Here is an 18,156-nt window from a genome sequence, read left to right as displayed (position 1 = left end):
GCTTATCGCGAGATCGGAGGAGCCGGCGGACCGGAGGACTCGGCGGGTGCTGGCGACGGCGCCGCGGCGGGCGCGGGCTCAGCCGGCTTGGCTGCCGGCTCGGCCGGTTTGGCAACGGCCGCTTCCGTCGGCTTCGGCGCAGCCGGTTCAGCCGGCTTCTCGACCGGCTTGGCGGAGGCCGCCGGGGCCGGCGTTACCTGCGGCACCGGATCCGGGCGCAAAGCCGGCGTGTCGCTGCTGCTCGGCTCGACCTTGGCGCTCTCAGGCCTGGCTTCCGCCGGCCTCTCGGCGGGCTTGGACTCGTCACGACCGGCATCGACCTTGGCACTCTCGTTCTTCGGTTCTGCCTTGGTGTCGGTCTTCGGTTCAGCCTTCGGCTCAGTCTTGGGCTCGATCTTGGAATCGACCTTGGGCTCAACCTTCGGCGGGGCTGCGTCTTCGGTCTCCGGCTTGCCGCGCTTGCTCAGCCGCTTACCCTTGCGGCCCGCAGACGGCTGCTCGGTGGTGGCCTCAGGCTTCGCGCCTTCCTTGCCCTCCTCGCTCGGCCGCGCGGCGCGCTTCTGACGACCCTCAGCCGCCGGATTCGCAGCGCCCTCGCCCTCCGGCTTGGCAGCCTCCTGCGAGCGCTGGCGGCGCCCCTGGTGCTCAGGCGGCTGCCCAGGATTCGTGTTGGCGTCCTTCTCCCTGGCGCCGTCCTTCTTGTCCTTGCCGCCATCCTTGGACTGGTAGCGGGCGTCGGTAGCACCGTTGGAAATGAGGTAGGAGGCCAGCACGCCGGCCATGTCGGAGCTGGTGGTGTAATGCTGACGCAGGAAGCCGGGCAGCGAGCCCGGCGCGACCGTTTTCAAGAGCCCCCGCGGGCTCTTGTGGCAGGCGTTGCAGGTCTGCGCGAAGATCTGGGATGGGGCCTTGCCGGCCTCGAGGTTCGTCGCCTGCGCCAGGACGGCATCGGAGGCGCCGAAGCCAATCAGAAACAGCACCGTGGCGAGACTGAGCGCTCGGCTCGACATTCCCATCATCTCCATTGAATTCCGACAGATACGGCCGGCACCCGGCGCGGCGGCGGTCACCTTTTAGCCGATTGCGCTGCGAATGGAAGCGCACTCATCAAGCATGTGAACACGCGATTTTCGAATATCGGCTTTGAACACAATGCAATAGCCGGACGGGAATAGGCTGCCTAGATTTACATGCGAACGCATGGGAACCATTGTACACTCCATGCGTCGGTGTGACGGCCGGGTAGTCGCATCTTTTCGGGTTCGCTCGAGAGGTTGGTGTCTATGGACCGCTTGTTGCGTAGGTTCTTGTCTCAATTCATCCGCCGCGGGTCGATGACGGTCACGACGGCGGGAGGATTGAAATTCAGCGTCGGCGACGGCTCGGGTGAGCCGGTGGAAGTCCGCTTCGTCACGGCCGACGCACAAAGGAGAGTTCTCATCAATCCCGAGCTTGGGCTTGGCGAGGCCTATATGAATGGCGAGTTCGTCGTCCAGCGCGGCAGCGTAGCTGATGCCCTCGCGATCCTGCTCGATCAAGCCGACCTGTTGCCGCATTGGGCAAGGCCGTGGTGGCACCTGCGCTATCTCACCCGCCACCTGAAGCAGTTCAATCCGCGAATACGCTCACGCAACAATGTCGCGCATCATTACGACCTCGATGCGAGGCTCTATTCGCTCTTTCTCGACGCCGACAAGCAATATAGCTGCGCCTATTTCGAGACGCAGGACGCCACGCTCGACGACGCGCAACTCGCCAAGAAACGGCACGTCGCTGCAAAGCTGCTGGTCAGAAGCGGCCAGCGCCTGCTCGACATCGGCTCGGGTTGGGGCGGGCTCGGCCTCTATCTCGCCGAGATCGCCGGCGCCGACGTCACCGGCGTGACATTGTCGACGGAGCAGTTGCAGGTTGCGAACGCGCGCGCAGCCGAAAAGGGTCTGGCGCGACAGGCACGTTTCCTGCTGCAGGACTATCGCGACATCGACGGCCCCTTCGACCGCATCGTCTCGGTCGGCATGTTCGAGCATGTCGGAGCCAGGTTCTACGACACGTATTTCCAGCGCTGCGCCGAACTGCTCAGCAAGGACGGCGTCATGCTGCTGCACTCGATTGGCCGTTCGCAGGGCCCGGATTCGACCAATCCATGGATCGCCAAGTACATCTTCCCCGGCGGCTACATCCCGTCGCTGTCGGAGGTGCTGCCCGCGATCGAGCGCGCCGGGCTGTTGGTCTGCGACATCGAGATTCTGCGCCTGCATTATGCAGAGACGCTCAAGGCCTGGCGGGAACGCTTCATGGCGCGCCGGGAGGAAGCCGTGCAGCTGTACGACGAGCGCTTCGCGCTGATGTGGGAATTTTATCTCGCCGCCTGCGAGATGACGTTCCGCAAGCAGGACATGATGAACTTCCAGGTTCAGCTCGCGCGCCGCCAGGGTGTGGTCCCGATGACCCGCGATTATATTGCAGGTGAAGAAGCCCGGCTGCGCGCCCTCGAGAGCGGTGCCAAGCCGAAGCTGAAACTCGCTGGTGAATGAATCCTAATGACGCAGGGTCGAAATCGGCGATACCCGGAAAGACGCCGGTAACGCTAGCTGGGCGCGCAATCCCGCGAGGGTTTCGGGTGCGACCGGCTGACGCCGGATTTCAGGCTGTTCGGCGTGCTCCATGGCCGCGATCAGCCCGGACAGCCAAAGCCGGCTGCCTGCCTCGCTTCGCCAAATCTGGCGCTGCCGTTCTGGCCGCATCGCTTGCCTCGTTCCCTGTTGGCGGGTCGCTGGAGACAATCCCCGGCTCCACCGCCTGTTCCCTGTCCTACTCCCGAAAGAATCCGGGGAGATGTGATCTGGTTCACATTCCTCTCGACGGGCCTGCCTTAGACCGTCGCCATGAGCAAAGAGACCCAAACCTCATTCGACGTGCAGGACGACCTCCGCACCGATTACGCGCTGATCGCCACCGGCGTCGGCGCGGCCCTGGTGGCGCTGGTCTACCTCCTGCTGGTCTGAACCCGCACTTGGTGCGCCAGTGCGTCCTGTCGCGCGCTCTTAAATAGGTCTGCACGGCAATTCATTAGGTTCACCGCATCCGGATTTTTCCGTGGCGCGATCGCGGCCACTTTGGCTCGAGTTCCGCAAAAATCCGTCAAGCGCGGCGCATGCTGCGGCTGCTAATCATCCACCGCTTTTAAGATCGGTTGATAGCGACGAGCTTTTGCTTCCGCTTTGGACTGAGGCGGCGCTTTATCCCGGCCCCGCATCCGCCCCAGAAAATTGCTATCGCTCGACCATGGCCCTGACTGATTCGAACGTCCTCAAACTTGCTCCCGAACCGGGAACCCCCGCCTATCGGAGCGCGCCGCACAACATCGAGGCGGAACAGAGCCTTCTGGGCGCGATCCTGGTCAACAATGATGCCTTCTACCGGGTCTCCGACTTCCTGGAGCCGAAGCACTATTTCGAGCCGCTGCACCAGACGATCTACGAGACCGCCGGCAGCCTAATCCGGATGGGCAAGATCGCCACGCCCGTGACGCTGAAGACGTTCCTGCCTGCGGATACCGACGTCGGCGGCATGACCATCGGCCAGTATCTTGCGCGGCTCGCAGCCGAAGCCACCACCATTATCAATGCGCAGGATTATGGGCGTACCATCTACGATCTTGCGCTGCGGCGGGACCTCATCGGCATCGGCGAGGACATGGTCAACGTCGCCTATGACGCCCCCGTCGACTTCGCGCCGCGGGCGCAGATCGAGGACGCCGAGCGCCGGCTCTACGAGCTTGCCGAATCCGGTCGCTATGACGGCGGCTTCCAGAAATTCTCGCAGGCACTGGCGGTCGCGGTCGATCTCGCGGCAAAGGCGTTCCAGCGCGACGGCAAGCTGTCCGGCATCTCGACGGGCATGCGCGACCTCGACACCAAGATGGGTGGGCTGCAGCACTCCGATCTCATCATCGTCGCGGGCCGTCCCGGCATGGGCAAGACCTCGCTTGCGACCAACATCGCCTACAACGTCGCACGAGCCTACGTTCCGGAACTCCAGGCCGACGGCACCACCAAGGCCGCCAATGGCGGCGTCATCGGCTTCTTCTCCTGCGAAATGTCGGCCGACCAGCTCGCCACGCGTATCGTGGCCGAGCGCACCGGCGTTCCCTCCTCCCACATCCGCCGCGGCGGTATCTCGGAAGCCGATTTCGACAAGATCCGGGAGGTCTCGATCGAGCTGCAGTCGCTGCCCTTCTATGTCGACGCGACCGGCGGCCTGTCGATCGCGCAATTGATGGCGCGCGCACGCCGGCTGAAGCGTCAGAAGGGCCTCGATCTGCTCGTGATCGACTACATCCAGCTGCTCTCGGGCTCGGGCAAGCGCTCCAGCGACAGCCGCGTGCAGGAAATCACGGAGATCACGACCAGCCTGAAGGCGCTTGCCAAGGAACTCAACGTTCCCGTGATCGCGCTGTCTCAGCTCTCGCGTCAGGTCGAATCCCGAGACGACAAACGGCCGCAGCTTTCAGACTTGCGTGAATCCGGCTCGATCGAGCAGGACGCCGACGTCGTGCTGTTCGTGTATCGCGAGGAATACTACCTCGCGATGAAGGAGCCCCGTCCAGGCACGCCCGAGCACGAGAAGTGGCAGCTTGACATGAGTCTTGCGCACGGAAAGGCCGAGGTCATCATCGGCAAGCAGCGCCACGGCCCGACCGGCACCGTCGATCTGGCGTTCGAAGCCTCGGTCACGCGGTTCGGCGACCTCGCGCCGGACAGTCAGCTGCCGGCACGCAGCGGCAACGACTACTGAGTTTCTTGAACCCGGCCTGCCTCTTGCGTAAAACGGCGCCATGACAATGGCGTCCGACCCAAACATGCCCCCGCAATCCGGCCTCCTCTCCGCGGAGGCCAATCAGGCTGCCGCGCTCGCAGCCTACGGCGGCGTGCTCACCGTCGATCTCGACGCCATCATCGCCAACTGGCGCAGGCTCGAGAAAACGGCGGTGCCGGCTGAGTGCTCGGCGGTGATCAAGGCCGACGCCTATGGCTGCGGCACTGCCGAGGTCGCGCACGCGCTGAACAAGGCCGGCTGCAAGACCTTCTTCGTCGCCACCATCGAGGAGGCGCGCACCGCCCGCGGGGCGGTGCCGGATGCCGCGATCTACGTGCTCGGCGGCTATTTCCAGAACACCGGCGAGCACTACGCCAAGATCAACTGCCGTCCCGTGATCGGCGACCTCAATGAACTCGCCGAATGGGACGTGTTCTGCCGCCGCACCGGCTGGTCCGGCGGCGCCGCGATCCACATCGACACCGGCATGAACCGGCTCGGGCTCACACTTGCGGAGGCGCAGGCGATCATCCCCCGCATCAATGCCGGCGATCACGGCATCACGCTGGTGATGAGCCACCTGGTCTCGGCCGAGCAGCTCAACAGCCCCGTCAACGCCAAGCAGCTTGCAGCCTTCCGCGGCATCGCCAGCGAATTCTCCGGCGTGCCGGCAGCGCTGGCCAATTCGTCAGGCATCTTCCTCGGTGCGCCCTTCCAGTTCGATCTGGTACGGCCGGGTGCCGCGCTCTATGGCGTCAATCCGACGCCGGAGGCTGACAACCCGATGCAACAGGTCGTCGACCTGAAGGCGCGCATCGTGCAGATCCGCAGCATCGAGCGCGGCGAAACCGTCGGCTACGGCGGCACCTGGACGGCGCGGCGGCCAACGAAGCTCGCGATCATTGCGGTTGGCTATGCCGATGGCTATTTCCGCGCCGCCAGCTCCAACGACGGCACCCGTGGTGCCGAGGTGATCGTTGCCGGCAAGCGCTGCCCGGTCGCGGGCCGCGTCTCGATGGATTTGATCGCGATCGACATCACCGATCTGCCACCGAACGCGGCGCGGCGCGGCCACATGGTGACGCTGCTCGGCGAGGGCATCACCGTCGACGAACTCGCGCATCATTTCGGCACGATCGGTTACGAGGTGCTCACCAGCCTCGGTCACCGCTACGCCCGCGTCTACAAGGGCGGCAACGTGGTCGAGCCGCTGGCGAAGCCCGAGCCCGCACAAGCGGCCGAGCAGCCGCTCTCACCGCCAACGATCGAGCAGCCGTCGGCCCCGCCGCCGCTGCCGAGCTGACAGACGCACCGCTTATTTCTTCTGCCTGCTATCCAGCGCCGCCTTGCAGGTCGCGCTGAGCTGGTCGCGCTTGCCGTTAAGACAGGCGACGATACGGCCGCCGCCCGGCGCGATGCCGGCGCAGAATTTGTCATAGTCCGCCTTGCACGCACCGCGCGGATCGGCCGATTGTGCGGAAGCGGCCCCGGAGAACGCGACGGCGAACGCAATAGCGGCAAAGCTCAGTTTGGACATTGTATCTCCGGGTACGAGGCAGGAGCCGGTAGCTCTACATGAAGATTGCGACATTCAACATCAACAACATCAACCGCCGTCTGCCCAATCTGCTCGCATGGATGCGCGCGGCGAAGCCCGATGTTGTCGCGCTTCAGGAATTGAAGGCAAGTGATGGCGAATTTCCGGCAGCCGCGATCGAAAAGGCCGGCTACGGCGCAGTGTGGCGCGGACAGAAGACCTGGAACGGCGTCGCTATCCTCGCCCGCGACGCCGAGCCCGTGCTGACGCGCGACCGCCTGCCGGGACGCCCCGATGACCACGAGGCGCGCTACATCGAGGCCGCCGTGCGCGGCGTCATCGTCACGAGCATTTACCTGCCGAACGGCAATCCGCAGCCCGGGCCGAAATTTGACTACAAGCTCGACTGGTTTGCGCGACTGAAGCGCCACGCCAAAACCTTCATCAAGCAGGATCTGCCCGTGGTGCTCGCCGGCGACTACAACGTCGCACCAACGGAGATCGACATCTATCCGACGCGCTCGTGGGACAAGGATGCCTTGATCCAGCCGAAGAGCCGCGCGGCGTTTGCGTCACTCATCGAACAAGGCTGGTGCGACGCGATCCGCGAGACGCACGGAGACAAGCGCATCTACACGTTCTGGGATTACAAGCGGAACCGCTGGCCGCGCGATGCGGGGCTGCGGCTCGACCATCTGCTGCTGAGCCCTGCCCTCGTCTCACGCCTGGCGAAGGCCGATGTCGACAAGAGGATTCGCGGCGAGGACGGCGCGAGCGATCATGCGCCGGCCTGGGTGGTGTTGAGATAAGCCGGGTGCCGTGATATCCGAAATGCAGCAGAGCCGATCGTGCTCACCACAAGTTCTTGCCGTCGATCACGCTCACCGGCACCGCGTCGAGATCGAAATCGTCGAACAGGCGTGCATTGACACCGACCTTGGGCCTCTCGAAATCGGGTTTTCCGGTCGACCAGTCCGGCGATTCCGAGAACGTCCCGCAGCCGCAGCTCGCGCAGAAATGATGCTTGACGGTGCGGCTGCCCCAGAGATAGGTCGCGACATTATCGGCGGGTGACAGCAGGCGAAACTGCGCCGGCGTGTAATAGGCCCACAGCGCGCCGCGCTTGGCGCAGAGCGAGCAGGTGCAGCGCGTCACGCTCGAAGGCGCCTCCGTCACCTCGAACACCGTCTCACCACAATGACAGCTTGCCTCGACCGGCATGACCCACTCCCTGTTTTGTCAGGGGCGGTCATAGCCCGCCCCTGCTGCCAACATGCTGTCAGCAGTGCGGCACCAAGAAAAATCATGAAAAACAACCCCATGCACAGTAGCCAACTCCCGCCAGATCAGCAGACTGCTGTTATTCCGAAATTTTGTTTGACTTGTCGGGCAAAACACTGGCAGGATGTCTCGTGGACGAGCTCCCGTGCGCAGCGAGCACTGATCGGGAACCCGTCAATTTCCCGGAGCCCACCTCTTGGCCTTCCTCTTCGTCCTCAGCGTCGGCCTGATCGCAGGCACCATTTCCGGCATCGTCGGCACAGGCTCGTCGATCATGCTGATGCCGGTGCTGGTCTATGCCTACGGACCGAAAGAGGCCGTGCCGATCATGGCGGTCGCCTCCGTGATGGCGAACTTTTCGCGGATTCTGGCGTGGTGGCGCGAGGTCGACTGGCGGGCGTGCGCAGCCTATTCGGTCACGGGCATCCCGGCTGCGGTGCTGGGCGCGCGGACCCTGCTCGCCCTGCCCTCGCACGCGGTCGATCTCGCTATCGGCGTCTTCCTGATCGCGATGGTGCCGGTGCGGCATTGGCTGGCACGGCACGACCTCAAGGCCAATCTCTGGCATCTCGCAATCGGCGGTGCGGTCATCGGCTATCTCACCGGCATCGTGGTCTCGACCGGGCCGCTCAGCGTGCCGCTGTTCCTGTTCTACGGCCTCTCCAAGGGCGCCTTCCTCGCGACCGAAGCCGCCGCCTCTCTTGGCCTCTACTTCGCAAAATCAGTGACGTTCGAGCGCTTCGGCGCGCTGACGCTGGACGTCTTCATCAAAGGCCTGATCGCGGGCTCCTCCCTGATGGCCGGCGCCTTCGTCGCCAAGCGCTTCGTGATGCACCTGAAGCCGGAGATGTTTCGCCTGGTGATGGACGCGATCATGATCGCGGCCGGCCTCTCGATGCTCTGGAACGCGACGCAGCCGTAGCACTCAGGCGGCGAATTCCGGCGCAATCGACGGGCTGTCGGCCAGCACGCGCTCTTCGCCAGCGCCGGCTTCGGCAAGCCCGCGCAACACCGCATCGAGCGGCTGCGGCCTGTGATACAGGAAGCCCTGGCCGAGCCTCACACCCATCTCGCGCATGGCCCGCGCCTGCTCGGCGCGCTCGATGCCTTCCGCGACCAACGTCAGTCCGAGCGTGCCCGCGAGCGAGGCGATGACGCCGACGATCGCCTTGTCCTCGGCACTATCGGGAATTTCGTGGATGAACGCCTTGTCGATCTTGACCTTGTCGAGGGGAAAGCGCCGCAAATGCGCGAGTGAGCTGTAGCCCGTGCCGAAATCGTCGAGCGCGATGGTGGCGCCGAGGCGCCGCAACCGGCGCAGCGTATCGGATGCGCTGGCGATATTGTTGATCAGCGACCCCTCGGTGATCTCGAGTTCGAGCGACGAGGCGGCGATGCCGAACCGCTCGCAGGTCTCGCGCAACTCGGCGGCGAACGAATGATCGGCCAGCTCGGACGGCGGCAGATTGATCGCGATCCGGATCTGAGGCCTGCCTGCAGTGGCGAGCTGCTGCAGCGCGCGGCAGGCATCGGTCAGCACGTAGCGTGTCAGGCGCGCGTTGTTGCCGCTGCGTTCGATCAGCGGCAGGAATTCGCCGGGGCTGATCACACCATGCTCGGGGTGACGCCAACGAATGAGCGCCTCCAGACCGATGACGTCCTGAGTCATCATGTCGACCTGGCTCTGATACCAGACCTCGAATTGCCGCTCAGAAAAGCCCGCGGGAATGGCGAGTTCGAGATCCCTGCGCCGGCGATAGTCGCGCTGGAGCGCTTCGTCCAGCACAGCAACCGTGCCGGGCGCCTTGCTCTTGGCGTGGTAGAGCGCGATGTCGGCCAGCGCCGGCAAATGCGACAGCTCAGGATCACCGGCACGGCGCACGGCAAGCCCGATACTGGCACGCGGCACGACCTGCTTGTCATGGAGCAGGATCGGCGCGGAAATCGCCTCCAGCAATTGCCGAGCGAAGACTTGCGCGGCCGCTTCATTGCTGACTTCCGGGCGAATGACCACGAACTCGTCACCGCCGAGCCGCGCGACCCAATCCTCCCATTCGACCATGCCACGAAGCCGCTCGGAGATATGAACCAGGAACTTGTCGCCGGCATCGTGGCCGAAGGTGTCGTTGACGCCCTTGAAATCATCGAGATCGATGAAGCAGAACGCAATCAGCGCGTCCGGCGAGCCGGCATCGCGGCTCAAGGTCACCAGGCGTTCGGACAGTGAGCGGCGGTTGGGAAGCCCGGTGAGCGGATCGTGCGAAGCCATATGCCCGAGCCGGTCGAGCGCACCTGAGGTCGTATGCTGCATCGCGTTGAAGGCGCTCGCCAGCTGGCCGAATTCGTTCGACGATTTGACGTCGGCCGGATAGGCGCGGCCGTCCTGCTTGCTGCGCTGGATCGCCGACATCATTGCGGCCAGCGGCCTGCCGATGAAGATGTTGGCAGAGATCCGCATCGCGATCATGGTCGCGAGCGTCCCGAGCAGGCCCACGACCAGAAGCAGTCCCAGCCTGCTGCCGGTGTCCGCATAGAGCGTCGCGTAGGAATAGGCGATCACGATGCGGCCGGCCTGAACGGCGATGTTGCCGTTGCTGTAGGCGACCGGACGCGAGACCTCGGTAAGAGCCTGCACCGAGGGCCGTGCCACCACGCGGGCGATCACGGCGCCCGTGTCATCGTAGACGGCGGCGGCCACGATGGTCTCGTCGTGCATCACCTCGTTGAGCACCCCCGTGACCTGGTCATAGCGCATCTTCCAGAGCGGCTCGGCGATCAATTCGGCGCGGCTCTCAGCGACGCGCGCAATGCGGGCATCGAGCTGCCTGATCTGCGACCAGAAGCTCGAGACCTCGACGCCGGCGGATGCGAGCAGTTGCACCAGCAGCAGAACGGGCACGGTGGCCCAGATCATCGCACGGACGACCGAGCGCGATGGCGCAGGCTTCGTCGGGCCGTTCATCCCGTCACCGTGCCGCATCATTCACCGGCGCTGCTTGGGGGCGACAACGATGAGATCAGCGTGTCCACCGAAAAGTCGTGTTGGCCGCAACGCCCCGGTTTGGCCCTGAACCGCGCGAAGTCGATCCGGTCGAAGGCCCGGCTCTTGATCAGCCCGGCGACGGAGCCGAGATTGTCGCGCGTGATCGCCGACGTCTTGACCTCGACATGCGGCGAGCCCGCTGCAAAGTCGCATCCGTCGGCATAGTCGCGCAGCAGCACGATCGACCAGCCGCCGAGCAGGAAATGACCGCCATCGGTCAGGAGCAGACGACCGGCTTTGATTTCGCGTAGCGCGTCCTCCGACCAGTTGAGGCCGACCACCTGGATGCTCTCGCCGGGTGTGATGCCGGCGGCCGCGACGGCCTTGAGCGCGCCCAGCGCCATCGGATCGTTGCCAGCCCAGATCCCTGCGGGACGAATGCCCTTGCGCTGCGCCCAGCTGAGATAATTGGCCGCGACCTGCTCGGCTTCCGATTGTGTCCAGTTCGCGAACAGCATCCGGTCCACGACGACGTCGGGCGCCGCCGCGACCGCGAGCTGGAGGCCGGCATTACGGGCGATCGAGGCCGGCGTGATCTCGTCACCACCGATCCCGAGCAGATGAATCTTGCCGTCCGGGCTTTGCCATTTTTCGTTGCGCGCCGCGCCAATCAGCGCATTCGCCATCCGCGCGCCCGCGGTCGTCAGATCGGTCGTGATGTCGCCGAGCCAGTTCTTGAGCGTCCGGCGCGGCGGTCCGAGACGCACCGCATCCTCGCCGATCAACGTGTTCGACAGCAGAAGCGTCTTGACGCCCGCGGCCTCGGCCGCCTCCAGGATCGGAACGGCGGCGGACTCCTCGTTCGAGAGAATGAGGAAATCGGGCTTGTCGGGCCGAGCGACCACGCCGAGGCCAAGCTCCTGCATCGTGCGGTAGTTGCGTTCGCTGGTCAGCACCTCGACATTGGCATTGAGCTTGCGGCCGGCGGCCTGCATGGTCTGCGCCACCATGTCCCAGTAGACCTCACCGGTCTTGCCCGGGTTCACGAAGACGATATTGAGCGGCTTTGCATCGGCCGCAATCACGCGACCGGCTGGTGCGAGAACGCCAAAGGCCATGCCCACAGCGAGCAATATGCGTAAGACTGCCATCATTCGTTTCGCCACCCCGTCCTGGTTCCGAAACTGGACTTGCGTCCGCTAACATTTGGCAAAGTCCGGCGCGGCGGGGCGGCGTAGGGCTAACGAAGGGTGTATCGGCCGCGGTGAATTGCGCTAATTGGGGCGCTGACGGCTGCCCGCGCAGCCTGCCGTTCCGTGCTATCAGCACATCAGAAACCTCCGACTCGCTGTCCCCATGGCCAAGAACACGCTTTCCTTCGTCTGTCAGAACTGCGGCGCGGCCTATAACCGCTGGCAGGGCAAGTGCGAGTCCTGCGGCGAGTGGAATACGCTGGCCGAGGAAGATACCAGCGGCAGCGTGCCGGTCTCGATCCGCTCCAAGCGCAAGGGCCGGACGTTTGCGCTGGAGAGCCTTGCCGGCAAGAGCCCGGATGCGCCGCGCATGTCGTCGGGCATGACCGAGCTCGATCGCGTCACCGGCGGCGGCTTCGTCCGCGGCTCGGTGCTGCTGGTCGGCGGCGATCCCGGCATCGGCAAGTCGACGCTGCTGACGCAGGCAACCAGCATGATGGCGCGCGCCGGCCACCGCATCGTCTACATCTCCGGCGAAGAAGCCATCGCTCAGGTGCGGCTGCGTGCCGAGCGGCTCGGACTGTCGGATGCGCCGGTGCAGCTCGCCGCCGAGACCTCGGTCGAGGACATCGTCTCGACCTTGTCGGAAGGCGCCGTCCCCCGGCTGATCGTCATCGACTCGATCCAGACCATGTGGACCGACACGGTGGAATCGGCCCCCGGCACGGTGACGCAGGTGCGCGCCTCGGCACAGGCGCTTATCCGTTTTGCCAAGAAGACGGGTGCCGCCATCATCCTCGTCGGCCACGTCACCAAGGACGGCCAGATTGCGGGCCCCCGCGTCGTCGAGCACATGGTCGATGCCGTGATGTCGTTCGAAGGCGAAGGCTCGCAGCAATTTCGCATCCTGCGCGCCGTGAAGAACCGTTTTGGTCCGACCGACGAGATCGGCGTGTTCGAGATGACCGGCCTTGGCCTGCGCGAGGTCACCAACCCGTCGGAGCTGTTCCTGTCCGAGCGCGACCTCGGCACGCCCGGCACCGCAGTCTTTGCGGGCATCGAGGGCACACGGCCCGTTCTGGTCGAATTGCAGGCGCTGGTGGCCCCGACCTCGCTCGGCACCCCGCGCCGGGCCGTGGTCGGCTGGGACCAGAGCCGGCTTTCGATGGTGCTGGCGGTGCTGGAGGCGCATTGCGGCGTCAAGCTGTCCGGCCATGACGTCTATCTGAATGTAGCGGGCGGCCTGCGCATCCACGAGCCGGCGGCCGACATGGCCGCCGCGGCCGCGCTGGTGTCCTCCCTGGTTAATGCGCAGTTACCCACCGATGCGGTCTATTTCGGTGAGATTTCGCTCTCCGGCGTCATCCGCCCGGTGGCGCAGACCCCGGCGCGGCTCAAGGAAGCGGCAAAACTCGGTTTCAAGCGTGCCGTGCTGCCCGAATCGGCCCGTGGAGGAGATGCCGGCGGTGATGCCGGACTGACCTTGAACGCGGTCAACAGCCTCACGACTCTGGTCGCTGAAATCGCCGCCAAGGGCTCCCGCCGCGGCGACTCGAACTCGCCAGCGGAGAAAAATGCCACACCGGCAAGATTCCGCCGTGGAGAGGGGTAGCCGGAGGTGACGTCCAGCGCCTCCGCCGCTATACAGCCGTCACAAAAGCAGCATGGGATTGCGTGGTTACGGCCTTGCCGGAAGCACCGTCTGCCCGTCACTTAGGGCGGCGGCCAAACACCGATTCGCTGAGCACCCTTTGAGAGTACGAGCGGACCAGACCAGCCGATGCCAGTAACACTCCTCGATCTGATCCTGCTCGGTGTGATGCTGATCTCGGGCCTGCTTGCCATGGTCCGCGGCTTCATGCGCGAAATCCTCTCGATCGCGGCCTGGGGCACCGCAGCGATCGTGACGCTGTACTCCTTCTCCAAGCTGCTGCCGACCGCCAAGACCTATTTCAACAACGATACGGTCGCGAGCGTGGTCGTGGTCGCCGGCGTGTTCGTCGGCACCCTGGTCGTGGTTTCCGTGATCACGGTCCGCATCTCCGACATGATCCTGGATTCGCGCATCGGCGCGCTGGACCGCACCCTCGGCTTCCTGTTTGGGCTGGCTCGCGGGCTTTTGATCGTCGTGGTCGCGTTCCTGTTCTTCACTTGGCTGGTGCCGGACAAGCAGCGCCCGGACTGGGTCACGGGGGCCAAATCCCGCGTGGTGCTCCAGGGAACCGGGGATTGGCTGATGTCCCTCTTGCCGGATGACCCCGAGAACACCATCTTGAAGAGATTCAAGAAAAACAAACCAGATGATGATCAAGCTGATACCGAGCAGCAGCCTTCGGGCAGTGGCGACGGGTACAGTAAACCTGCTCGTGACAGCCTGAAGAAGCTGATCGAGAAACCTGCGGCGCGTTGATTTTAGCCCTAAAGAGAGGCGCGGACGAGATGCGACACCCTGACCAGGACGCCCAATTTGAACTCGATCTCGGCTCCGCCGCGCTAGAGCTTCAGGACGACCTGGAGGGAGATACGGTCCGCGAGGAATGCGGCGTATTCGGCATCTACGGACACCCGGACGCCGCCGCCATCACGGCGCTCGGCCTTCACGCCCTTCAGCACCGCGGCCAGGAAGCCGCCGGCATCGTCTCCTATGACGGCAGCCGCTTTCACTCCGAACGCCGCCTCGGCCTCGTCGGCGACACCTTCTCCCGCCGTGAGGTGATCGACCGTTTGCCCGGCAGCATGGCGGTCGGCCACGTCCGCTACGCCACGACCGGCGCCACCATCCTGCGCAACGTGCAGCCGCTGTTCGCCGAGCTCAATGCCGGCGGCCTCGCGGTCGCTCACAACGGCAACCTCTCCAACGGCCTGACCCTGCGCCGCGAGCTCGTCAAGAACGGCGCGATGATGCAGTCGACGTCCGACACCGAGGTGATCCTGCACCTGGTGGCGCGCTCCAGGCGCAGCCGCTTCATCGAGCGCTATATCGACGCGCTGCGCGAGATCGAAGGCGCCTATGCGCTGGTCTCGCTCACCAACAAGAAGCTGGTCGGCGCGCGCGATCCGCGCGGCATCCGTCCGCTCGTGCTCGGCGAGCTCGACGGCTGCCCGATCCTGACGTCGGAGACTTGCGCGCTCGACATCATCGGCGCGCGCTTCGTGCGCGACATCGAACCCGGCGAAGTCATCGTGTTCGACGAGAACGGCCAGGACATCCACAAGCCGTTCCCGCCGATGGCGCCGCGCCCCTGCATCTTCGAGTACATCTATTTCTCCCGTCCGGATTCCATCGTCCACGGCCGCTCGGTCTACGAGGTGCGCAAGGCCTTCGGCGCGCAGCTCGCGCGCGAGAGCCATGTGCCGATCGACGTCGTGGTGCCGGTGCCGGATTCCGGCGTGCCCGCCGCGATTGGCTACAGCCAGCATTCCGGCGTACCGTTCGAGCTCGGCATCATCCGCAACCACTATGTCGGCCGCACCTTCATCCAGCCGACGCAGGCGATCCGCGAATCCGGCGTGCGCATGAAGCACTCGGCCAACCGCGCTGCGATCGAGGGCAAGCGGATCATCCTGATCGACGACTCGCTGGTGCGCGGCACCACCTCGAAGAAGATCGTGCGCATGATGCGCGATGCCGGCGCCAAGGAAGTGCATTTCCGCCTCGCCTCGCCGCCGATCCTCTATCCCGACTACTACGGCATCGACCTGCCCGACCGCGGCGGCCTGCTGGCCGCGACGCATTCGCTGGAGGAAATGCGCGAGCTCATCGGCGCCGACTCGCTCGCCTTCCTGTCGATCGACGGCATGTACCGCGCGATGGGCGAGCCGGGCCGCGACCCCGCCAATCCGAAGTTTGCGGATCACTGCTTCACCGGCGCCTATCCGACCCATCTCACCGACCAGACCCAGACCGAGCCGCAACCGCGGCAGCTGTCGCTGCTGGCGGAAGCGAGCTAAGCTCTCGTCGTCCCGGCCTAGTGCGCAATTGCGCACGGGTGCCGGGACCCATAGCCACAGCTCCCTGTGGTGTGAAGAAGGTTGCAACGACCATCTTCGTCGATCATGACGGTCACGGCGTATGGGTTCCGGCCTTCGCCGGGACGACGCTGGATAGAGCCTTCCGATGACCAAACCTCTCGCCAACCGCATCGCTCTCGTCACCGGCGCCTCGCGCGGCATCGGTTTTGCCACGGCCCTCGCGCTGGCGAAGGCCGGCGCGCATATCGTTGCCACTGCGCGCACGCAAGGCGGCCTCGAGGAGCTCGACGACGAGATCAGGAAACTGGGCGGCAGCGCCACGCTGGTGCCGCTCAACCTCACCGATTCCGACGGCATCGCGCGGCTTGGCGCCGGCCTGCACGAGCGCTACGGCAAGCTCGACATCCTCGTCGGCAATGCCGGCGTGCTCGGCCCCTCCTCGCCGGTCGGCCATATCGAGCTGAAGACGTTCAACGACGTCATGGCCGTCAACGTCTCCGCGAACTTCCAGCTGATCCGCTGCATGGAGCCGCTGCTGAAGCAGTCCGATGCGGGGCGCGCCGTGTTCGTCACCTCGGGCGCCGCCAACAAGGCGACCGCCTATGTCAGTCCCTACGCCGCCTCCAAGGCCGCGCTGGAGACGCTGGCCCGCGCCTGGGCGCAGGAGACCGCGAACACCAAGCTGCGCGTCAACCTGTTCAACCCGGGTCCGGTCCGCACCCGCATGCGCGCAACGCTGATGCCGGGCGAAGACCCGGCGACGCTCGACACGCCCGAGCAGGTTGCCGAATTCATCGTCCCGATGTGCGCGCCCGACTGGACCGAGACGGGCAAGTTCTACGACTACAAGACGCGCACGCTGATGAGCTTCCGCGCGCCGGAGTGATCGCCTCGACCGGCAAGCGCCAGATATTCAAGCTGACCTCGGACGCGCTGAAATAGCGCCTCAACGCATTTTTTCCAAAAGTTAACCGGGTGACGCGAGGACGCAGCGTCATCCGGCTTTAGGCGCATTGCCGGGGCCTGCGGGACACGGTACAGCCATCAGCTGGAACAAGGCTCCGCAAGAGAGCCGTCCGCATATTTGACAATGGAGGAAACCTTTTATGACGACGATGTTCGCGCGCCGCTCTGCGGCCTTTCTGGCCTGTGCCGCCGCTCTCGGGATTGCATCATCCGCTTCCGCCCAGGACAAGACCGTCACGATCGGCGTGCTCAACGACATGTCCAGCCTCTACGCCGACATCGGGGGTCCCGGCTCCGTGGTGGCGGTCAAGATGGCGGTGGAGGATTCCGGTCTTGCTGCCAAGGGCTGGAAGATCGAGGTCGTCAGCGGCGATCACCAGAACAAGCCTGATGTCGGCGTCAACATCGCGCGGCAGTGGATCGACACCCAGAAGGTCGACATGATCACCGACACGCCGAACTCCGGCGTGGCGCTGGCGGTCAGCAACGTCGCCAAGGAAAAGAACGTCGTCCTGCTCAACAATGGCGGCGCCAGCGCCGATCTCACCGGCAAGGCCTGCAACGCCAATACCATCTCCTACACCTACGACACCTACATGCTGGCCAACGGCACCGGCAAGGCGCTGACCAAGGCCGGCGGCAACAGCTGGTTCTTCCTGACGGCCGACTATGCCTTCGGCGCCGCGCTCGAGCGCGACACCAGCGCGGTCGTCACCGCGAATGGCGGCAAGGTGCTCGGCGGCGTCAAGCATCCGCTCAACACCTCCGATTTCTCGTCCTTCCTGCTCCAGGCACAGAACTCGAAAGCCAAGATCGTCGGGCTTGCCAACGCCGGCGGCGACACCACCAATTCGATCAAGCAGGCGGCCGAGTTCGGCATCGTCGAAGGCGGCCAGAAGCTCGCAGCTCTGCTGCTCTTCATCAACGACGTCCACTCGCTCGGTCTCAAGACCGCGCACGGCCTGACCTTCACCGAATCCTTCTACTGGGACCTGAACGACAACACCCGTGCCTGGTCGAAGCGCTTCCAGGAAAAGACCGCCAACAAGGCGATGCCGTCGATGACCCAGGCCGGCAATTATGCCGGCGTAATCCATTACCTCAAGGCGCTCGAGGCGCTCGGTGGCAATCCGCATGACGGCGCCAAGGTCGTTGCCAAGATGAAGGAAATCCCGACCGACGATCCGCTGTTCGGCAAGGGCCCGCTCCGCGAGGACGGCCGCCGCATCATCCCGGCCTATCTGTTCGAGGTGAAGAAGCCGGAGGAGTCGAAGGGACCGTGGGACTATTACAAGCTGGTCGCGAACATTCCGGCGGAAGATGCCGCCAGGCCGCTCAAGGACAGCGAGTGCCCGCTGGTGAAGAAGTGACCGCGTAGCGATCGTACACTATCTCCTCGACGTCAT

The 18,156-nt window shown here is 64.8% G+C and carries 15 protein-coding genes; 10 read left to right on the top strand and 5 right to left on the bottom strand.

Annotated features, from left to right (window positions below; all coding sequences use genetic code 11):
- Positions 1–2: 2 nt before the first annotated feature.
- Positions 3–1,010, bottom strand: a complete 1,008-nt coding sequence (locus JQ587_RS31990) for a hypothetical protein (protein ID WP_212427991.1) — start codon at positions 1,008–1,010, stop codon at positions 3–5.
- A 273-nt stretch (positions 1,011–1,283) separates the two neighbouring features.
- On the opposite strand from JQ587_RS31990, the gene JQ587_RS31985 reads away from it, so the two are divergent.
- The 3 genes from JQ587_RS31985 to alr all read left to right on the top strand — a co-directional run bounded on the left by JQ587_RS31985 (position 1,284) and on the right by alr (position 6,121).
- Positions 1,284–2,534: a cyclopropane fatty acid synthase gene (locus tag JQ587_RS31985; protein WP_212299361.1), complete on the top strand. Its 1,251-nt coding sequence runs from the start codon at positions 1,284–1,286 to the stop codon at positions 2,532–2,534.
- A 751-nt stretch (positions 2,535–3,285) separates the two neighbouring features.
- Positions 3,286–4,797 (top strand): replicative DNA helicase, encoded by a 1,512-nt coding sequence (locus JQ587_RS31980; protein WP_212299360.1) that lies wholly within the window; start codon positions 3,286–3,288, stop codon positions 4,795–4,797.
- A 40-nt stretch (positions 4,798–4,837) separates the two neighbouring features.
- On the top strand, positions 4,838–6,121 hold the full coding sequence (gene alr / locus JQ587_RS31975) for an alanine racemase (protein ID WP_433995313.1): 1,284 nt from the start codon (positions 4,838–4,840) through the stop codon (positions 6,119–6,121).
- Positions 6,122–6,133: 12 nt separating this feature from the next.
- Here the strand turns inward: alr and JQ587_RS31970 are convergent, their stop codons facing one another.
- Positions 6,134–6,355 carry a cysteine rich repeat-containing protein gene (locus tag JQ587_RS31970; protein WP_212427989.1) on the bottom strand — a complete coding sequence of 74 codons (222 nt, stop codon included), beginning with the start codon at positions 6,353–6,355 and terminating at the stop codon, positions 6,134–6,136.
- 38 nt (positions 6,356–6,393) lie between these two features.
- Here JQ587_RS31970 and JQ587_RS31965 point away from each other — a divergent pair, with 38 nt between their 5' ends.
- A complete protein-coding gene (locus JQ587_RS31965; protein ID WP_212299357.1) occupies positions 6,394–7,164 on the top strand; it encodes an exodeoxyribonuclease III in 771 nt (256 codons plus the stop codon).
- A 43-nt stretch (positions 7,165–7,207) separates the two neighbouring features.
- On the opposite strand, the gene JQ587_RS31960 is transcribed toward JQ587_RS31965, so the two are convergent.
- Positions 7,208–7,576, bottom strand: a complete 369-nt coding sequence (locus JQ587_RS31960; protein WP_212427988.1) for a GFA family protein — start codon at positions 7,574–7,576, stop codon at positions 7,208–7,210.
- 256 nt (positions 7,577–7,832) lie between these two features.
- Here JQ587_RS31960 and JQ587_RS31955 point away from each other — a divergent pair, with 256 nt between their 5' ends.
- On the top strand, positions 7,833–8,558 hold the full coding sequence (locus JQ587_RS31955) for a sulfite exporter TauE/SafE family protein (RefSeq protein ID WP_212427987.1): 726 nt from the start codon (positions 7,833–7,835) through the stop codon (positions 8,556–8,558).
- Between the two features lie 3 nt (positions 8,559–8,561).
- Here JQ587_RS31955 and JQ587_RS31950 read toward each other — a convergent pair whose 3' ends face one another.
- Positions 8,562–10,616, bottom strand: a complete 2,055-nt coding sequence (locus JQ587_RS31950; RefSeq protein WP_212428018.1) for a putative bifunctional diguanylate cyclase/phosphodiesterase — start codon at positions 10,614–10,616, stop codon at positions 8,562–8,564.
- Positions 10,616–11,773 (bottom strand): ABC transporter substrate-binding protein, encoded by a 1,158-nt coding sequence (locus tag JQ587_RS31945; protein ID WP_212427986.1) that lies wholly within the window; start codon positions 11,771–11,773, stop codon positions 10,616–10,618. Before JQ587_RS31945 ends, JQ587_RS31950 begins: the two co-directional genes overlap by 1 nt.
- Before the next feature lie 202 nt (positions 11,774–11,975).
- Between JQ587_RS31945 and radA the strand changes: the two genes are divergently transcribed.
- The 5 genes from radA (at position 11,976) to JQ587_RS31920 (ending at position 18,120) form a co-directional block, all read left to right on the top strand.
- Complete coding sequence (gene radA / locus JQ587_RS31940; RefSeq protein ID WP_212427985.1) at positions 11,976–13,424, top strand: DNA repair protein RadA; 1,449 nt, start codon at positions 11,976–11,978, stop codon at positions 13,422–13,424.
- 168 nt (positions 13,425–13,592) lie between these two features.
- Positions 13,593–14,222 (top strand): CvpA family protein, encoded by a 630-nt coding sequence (locus tag JQ587_RS31935; RefSeq protein WP_027535210.1) that lies wholly within the window; start codon positions 13,593–13,595, stop codon positions 14,220–14,222.
- A gap of 29 nt (positions 14,223–14,251) precedes the next feature.
- Positions 14,252–15,763, top strand: a complete 1,512-nt coding sequence (gene purF / locus JQ587_RS31930) for an amidophosphoribosyltransferase (RefSeq protein ID WP_212299352.1) — start codon at positions 14,252–14,254, stop codon at positions 15,761–15,763.
- A gap of 166 nt (positions 15,764–15,929) precedes the next feature.
- Positions 15,930–16,670: an SDR family NAD(P)-dependent oxidoreductase gene (locus JQ587_RS31925; protein WP_212299351.1), complete on the top strand. Its 741-nt coding sequence runs from the start codon at positions 15,930–15,932 to the stop codon at positions 16,668–16,670.
- A 220-nt stretch (positions 16,671–16,890) separates the two neighbouring features.
- A complete protein-coding gene (locus tag JQ587_RS31920; protein WP_212427984.1) occupies positions 16,891–18,120 on the top strand; it encodes an ABC transporter substrate-binding protein in 1,230 nt (409 codons plus the stop codon).
- Positions 18,121–18,156 lie beyond the last annotated feature (36 nt).

Origin of the sequence: Bradyrhizobium manausense (genome assembly GCF_018130615.1) — a bacterium.
GTDB classification, from domain to species: Bacteria; Pseudomonadota; Alphaproteobacteria; order Rhizobiales; family Xanthobacteraceae; genus Bradyrhizobium; species Bradyrhizobium manausense_A.
Note: the sequence above shows the minus strand (reverse complement) of the source record. Positions and strands in the feature narration are given on the sequence as shown.

Bases quoted from the DNA above. Each gene is read 5' to 3' on its own strand.
- JQ587_RS31990 (WP_212427991.1), bottom strand. From the start codon at position 1,010: ATGTCGAGCCGAGCGCTCAGTCTCGCCACGGTGCTGTTTCTGATTGGC.
- JQ587_RS31985 (WP_212299361.1), top strand. From the start codon at position 1,284: ATGGACCGCTTGTTGCGTAGGTTCTTGTCTCAATTCATCCGCCGCGGG.
- JQ587_RS31980 (WP_212299360.1), top strand. From the start codon at position 3,286: ATGGCCCTGACTGATTCGAACGTCCTCAAACTTGCTCCCGAACCGGGA.
- alr (WP_433995313.1), top strand. From the start codon at position 4,838: ATGACAATGGCGTCCGACCCAAACATGCCCCCGCAATCCGGCCTCCTC.
- JQ587_RS31970 (WP_212427989.1), bottom strand. From the start codon at position 6,355: ATGTCCAAACTGAGCTTTGCCGCTATTGCGTTCGCCGTCGCGTTCTCC.
- JQ587_RS31965 (WP_212299357.1), top strand. From the start codon at position 6,394: ATGAAGATTGCGACATTCAACATCAACAACATCAACCGCCGTCTGCCC.
- JQ587_RS31960 (WP_212427988.1), bottom strand. From the start codon at position 7,576: ATGCCGGTCGAGGCAAGCTGTCATTGTGGTGAGACGGTGTTCGAGGTG.
- JQ587_RS31950 (WP_212428018.1), bottom strand. From the start codon at position 10,616: ATGCGGCACGGTGACGGGATGAACGGCCCGACGAAGCCTGCGCCATCG.
- JQ587_RS31945 (WP_212427986.1), bottom strand. From the start codon at position 11,773: ATGATGGCAGTCTTACGCATATTGCTCGCTGTGGGCATGGCCTTTGGC.
- radA (WP_212427985.1), top strand. From the start codon at position 11,976: ATGGCCAAGAACACGCTTTCCTTCGTCTGTCAGAACTGCGGCGCGGCC.
- JQ587_RS31935 (WP_027535210.1), top strand. From the start codon at position 13,593: ATGCCAGTAACACTCCTCGATCTGATCCTGCTCGGTGTGATGCTGATC.
- purF (WP_212299352.1), top strand. From the start codon at position 14,252: ATGCGACACCCTGACCAGGACGCCCAATTTGAACTCGATCTCGGCTCC.
- JQ587_RS31925 (WP_212299351.1), top strand. From the start codon at position 15,930: ATGACCAAACCTCTCGCCAACCGCATCGCTCTCGTCACCGGCGCCTCG.
- JQ587_RS31920 (WP_212427984.1), top strand. From the start codon at position 16,891: ATGACGACGATGTTCGCGCGCCGCTCTGCGGCCTTTCTGGCCTGTGCC.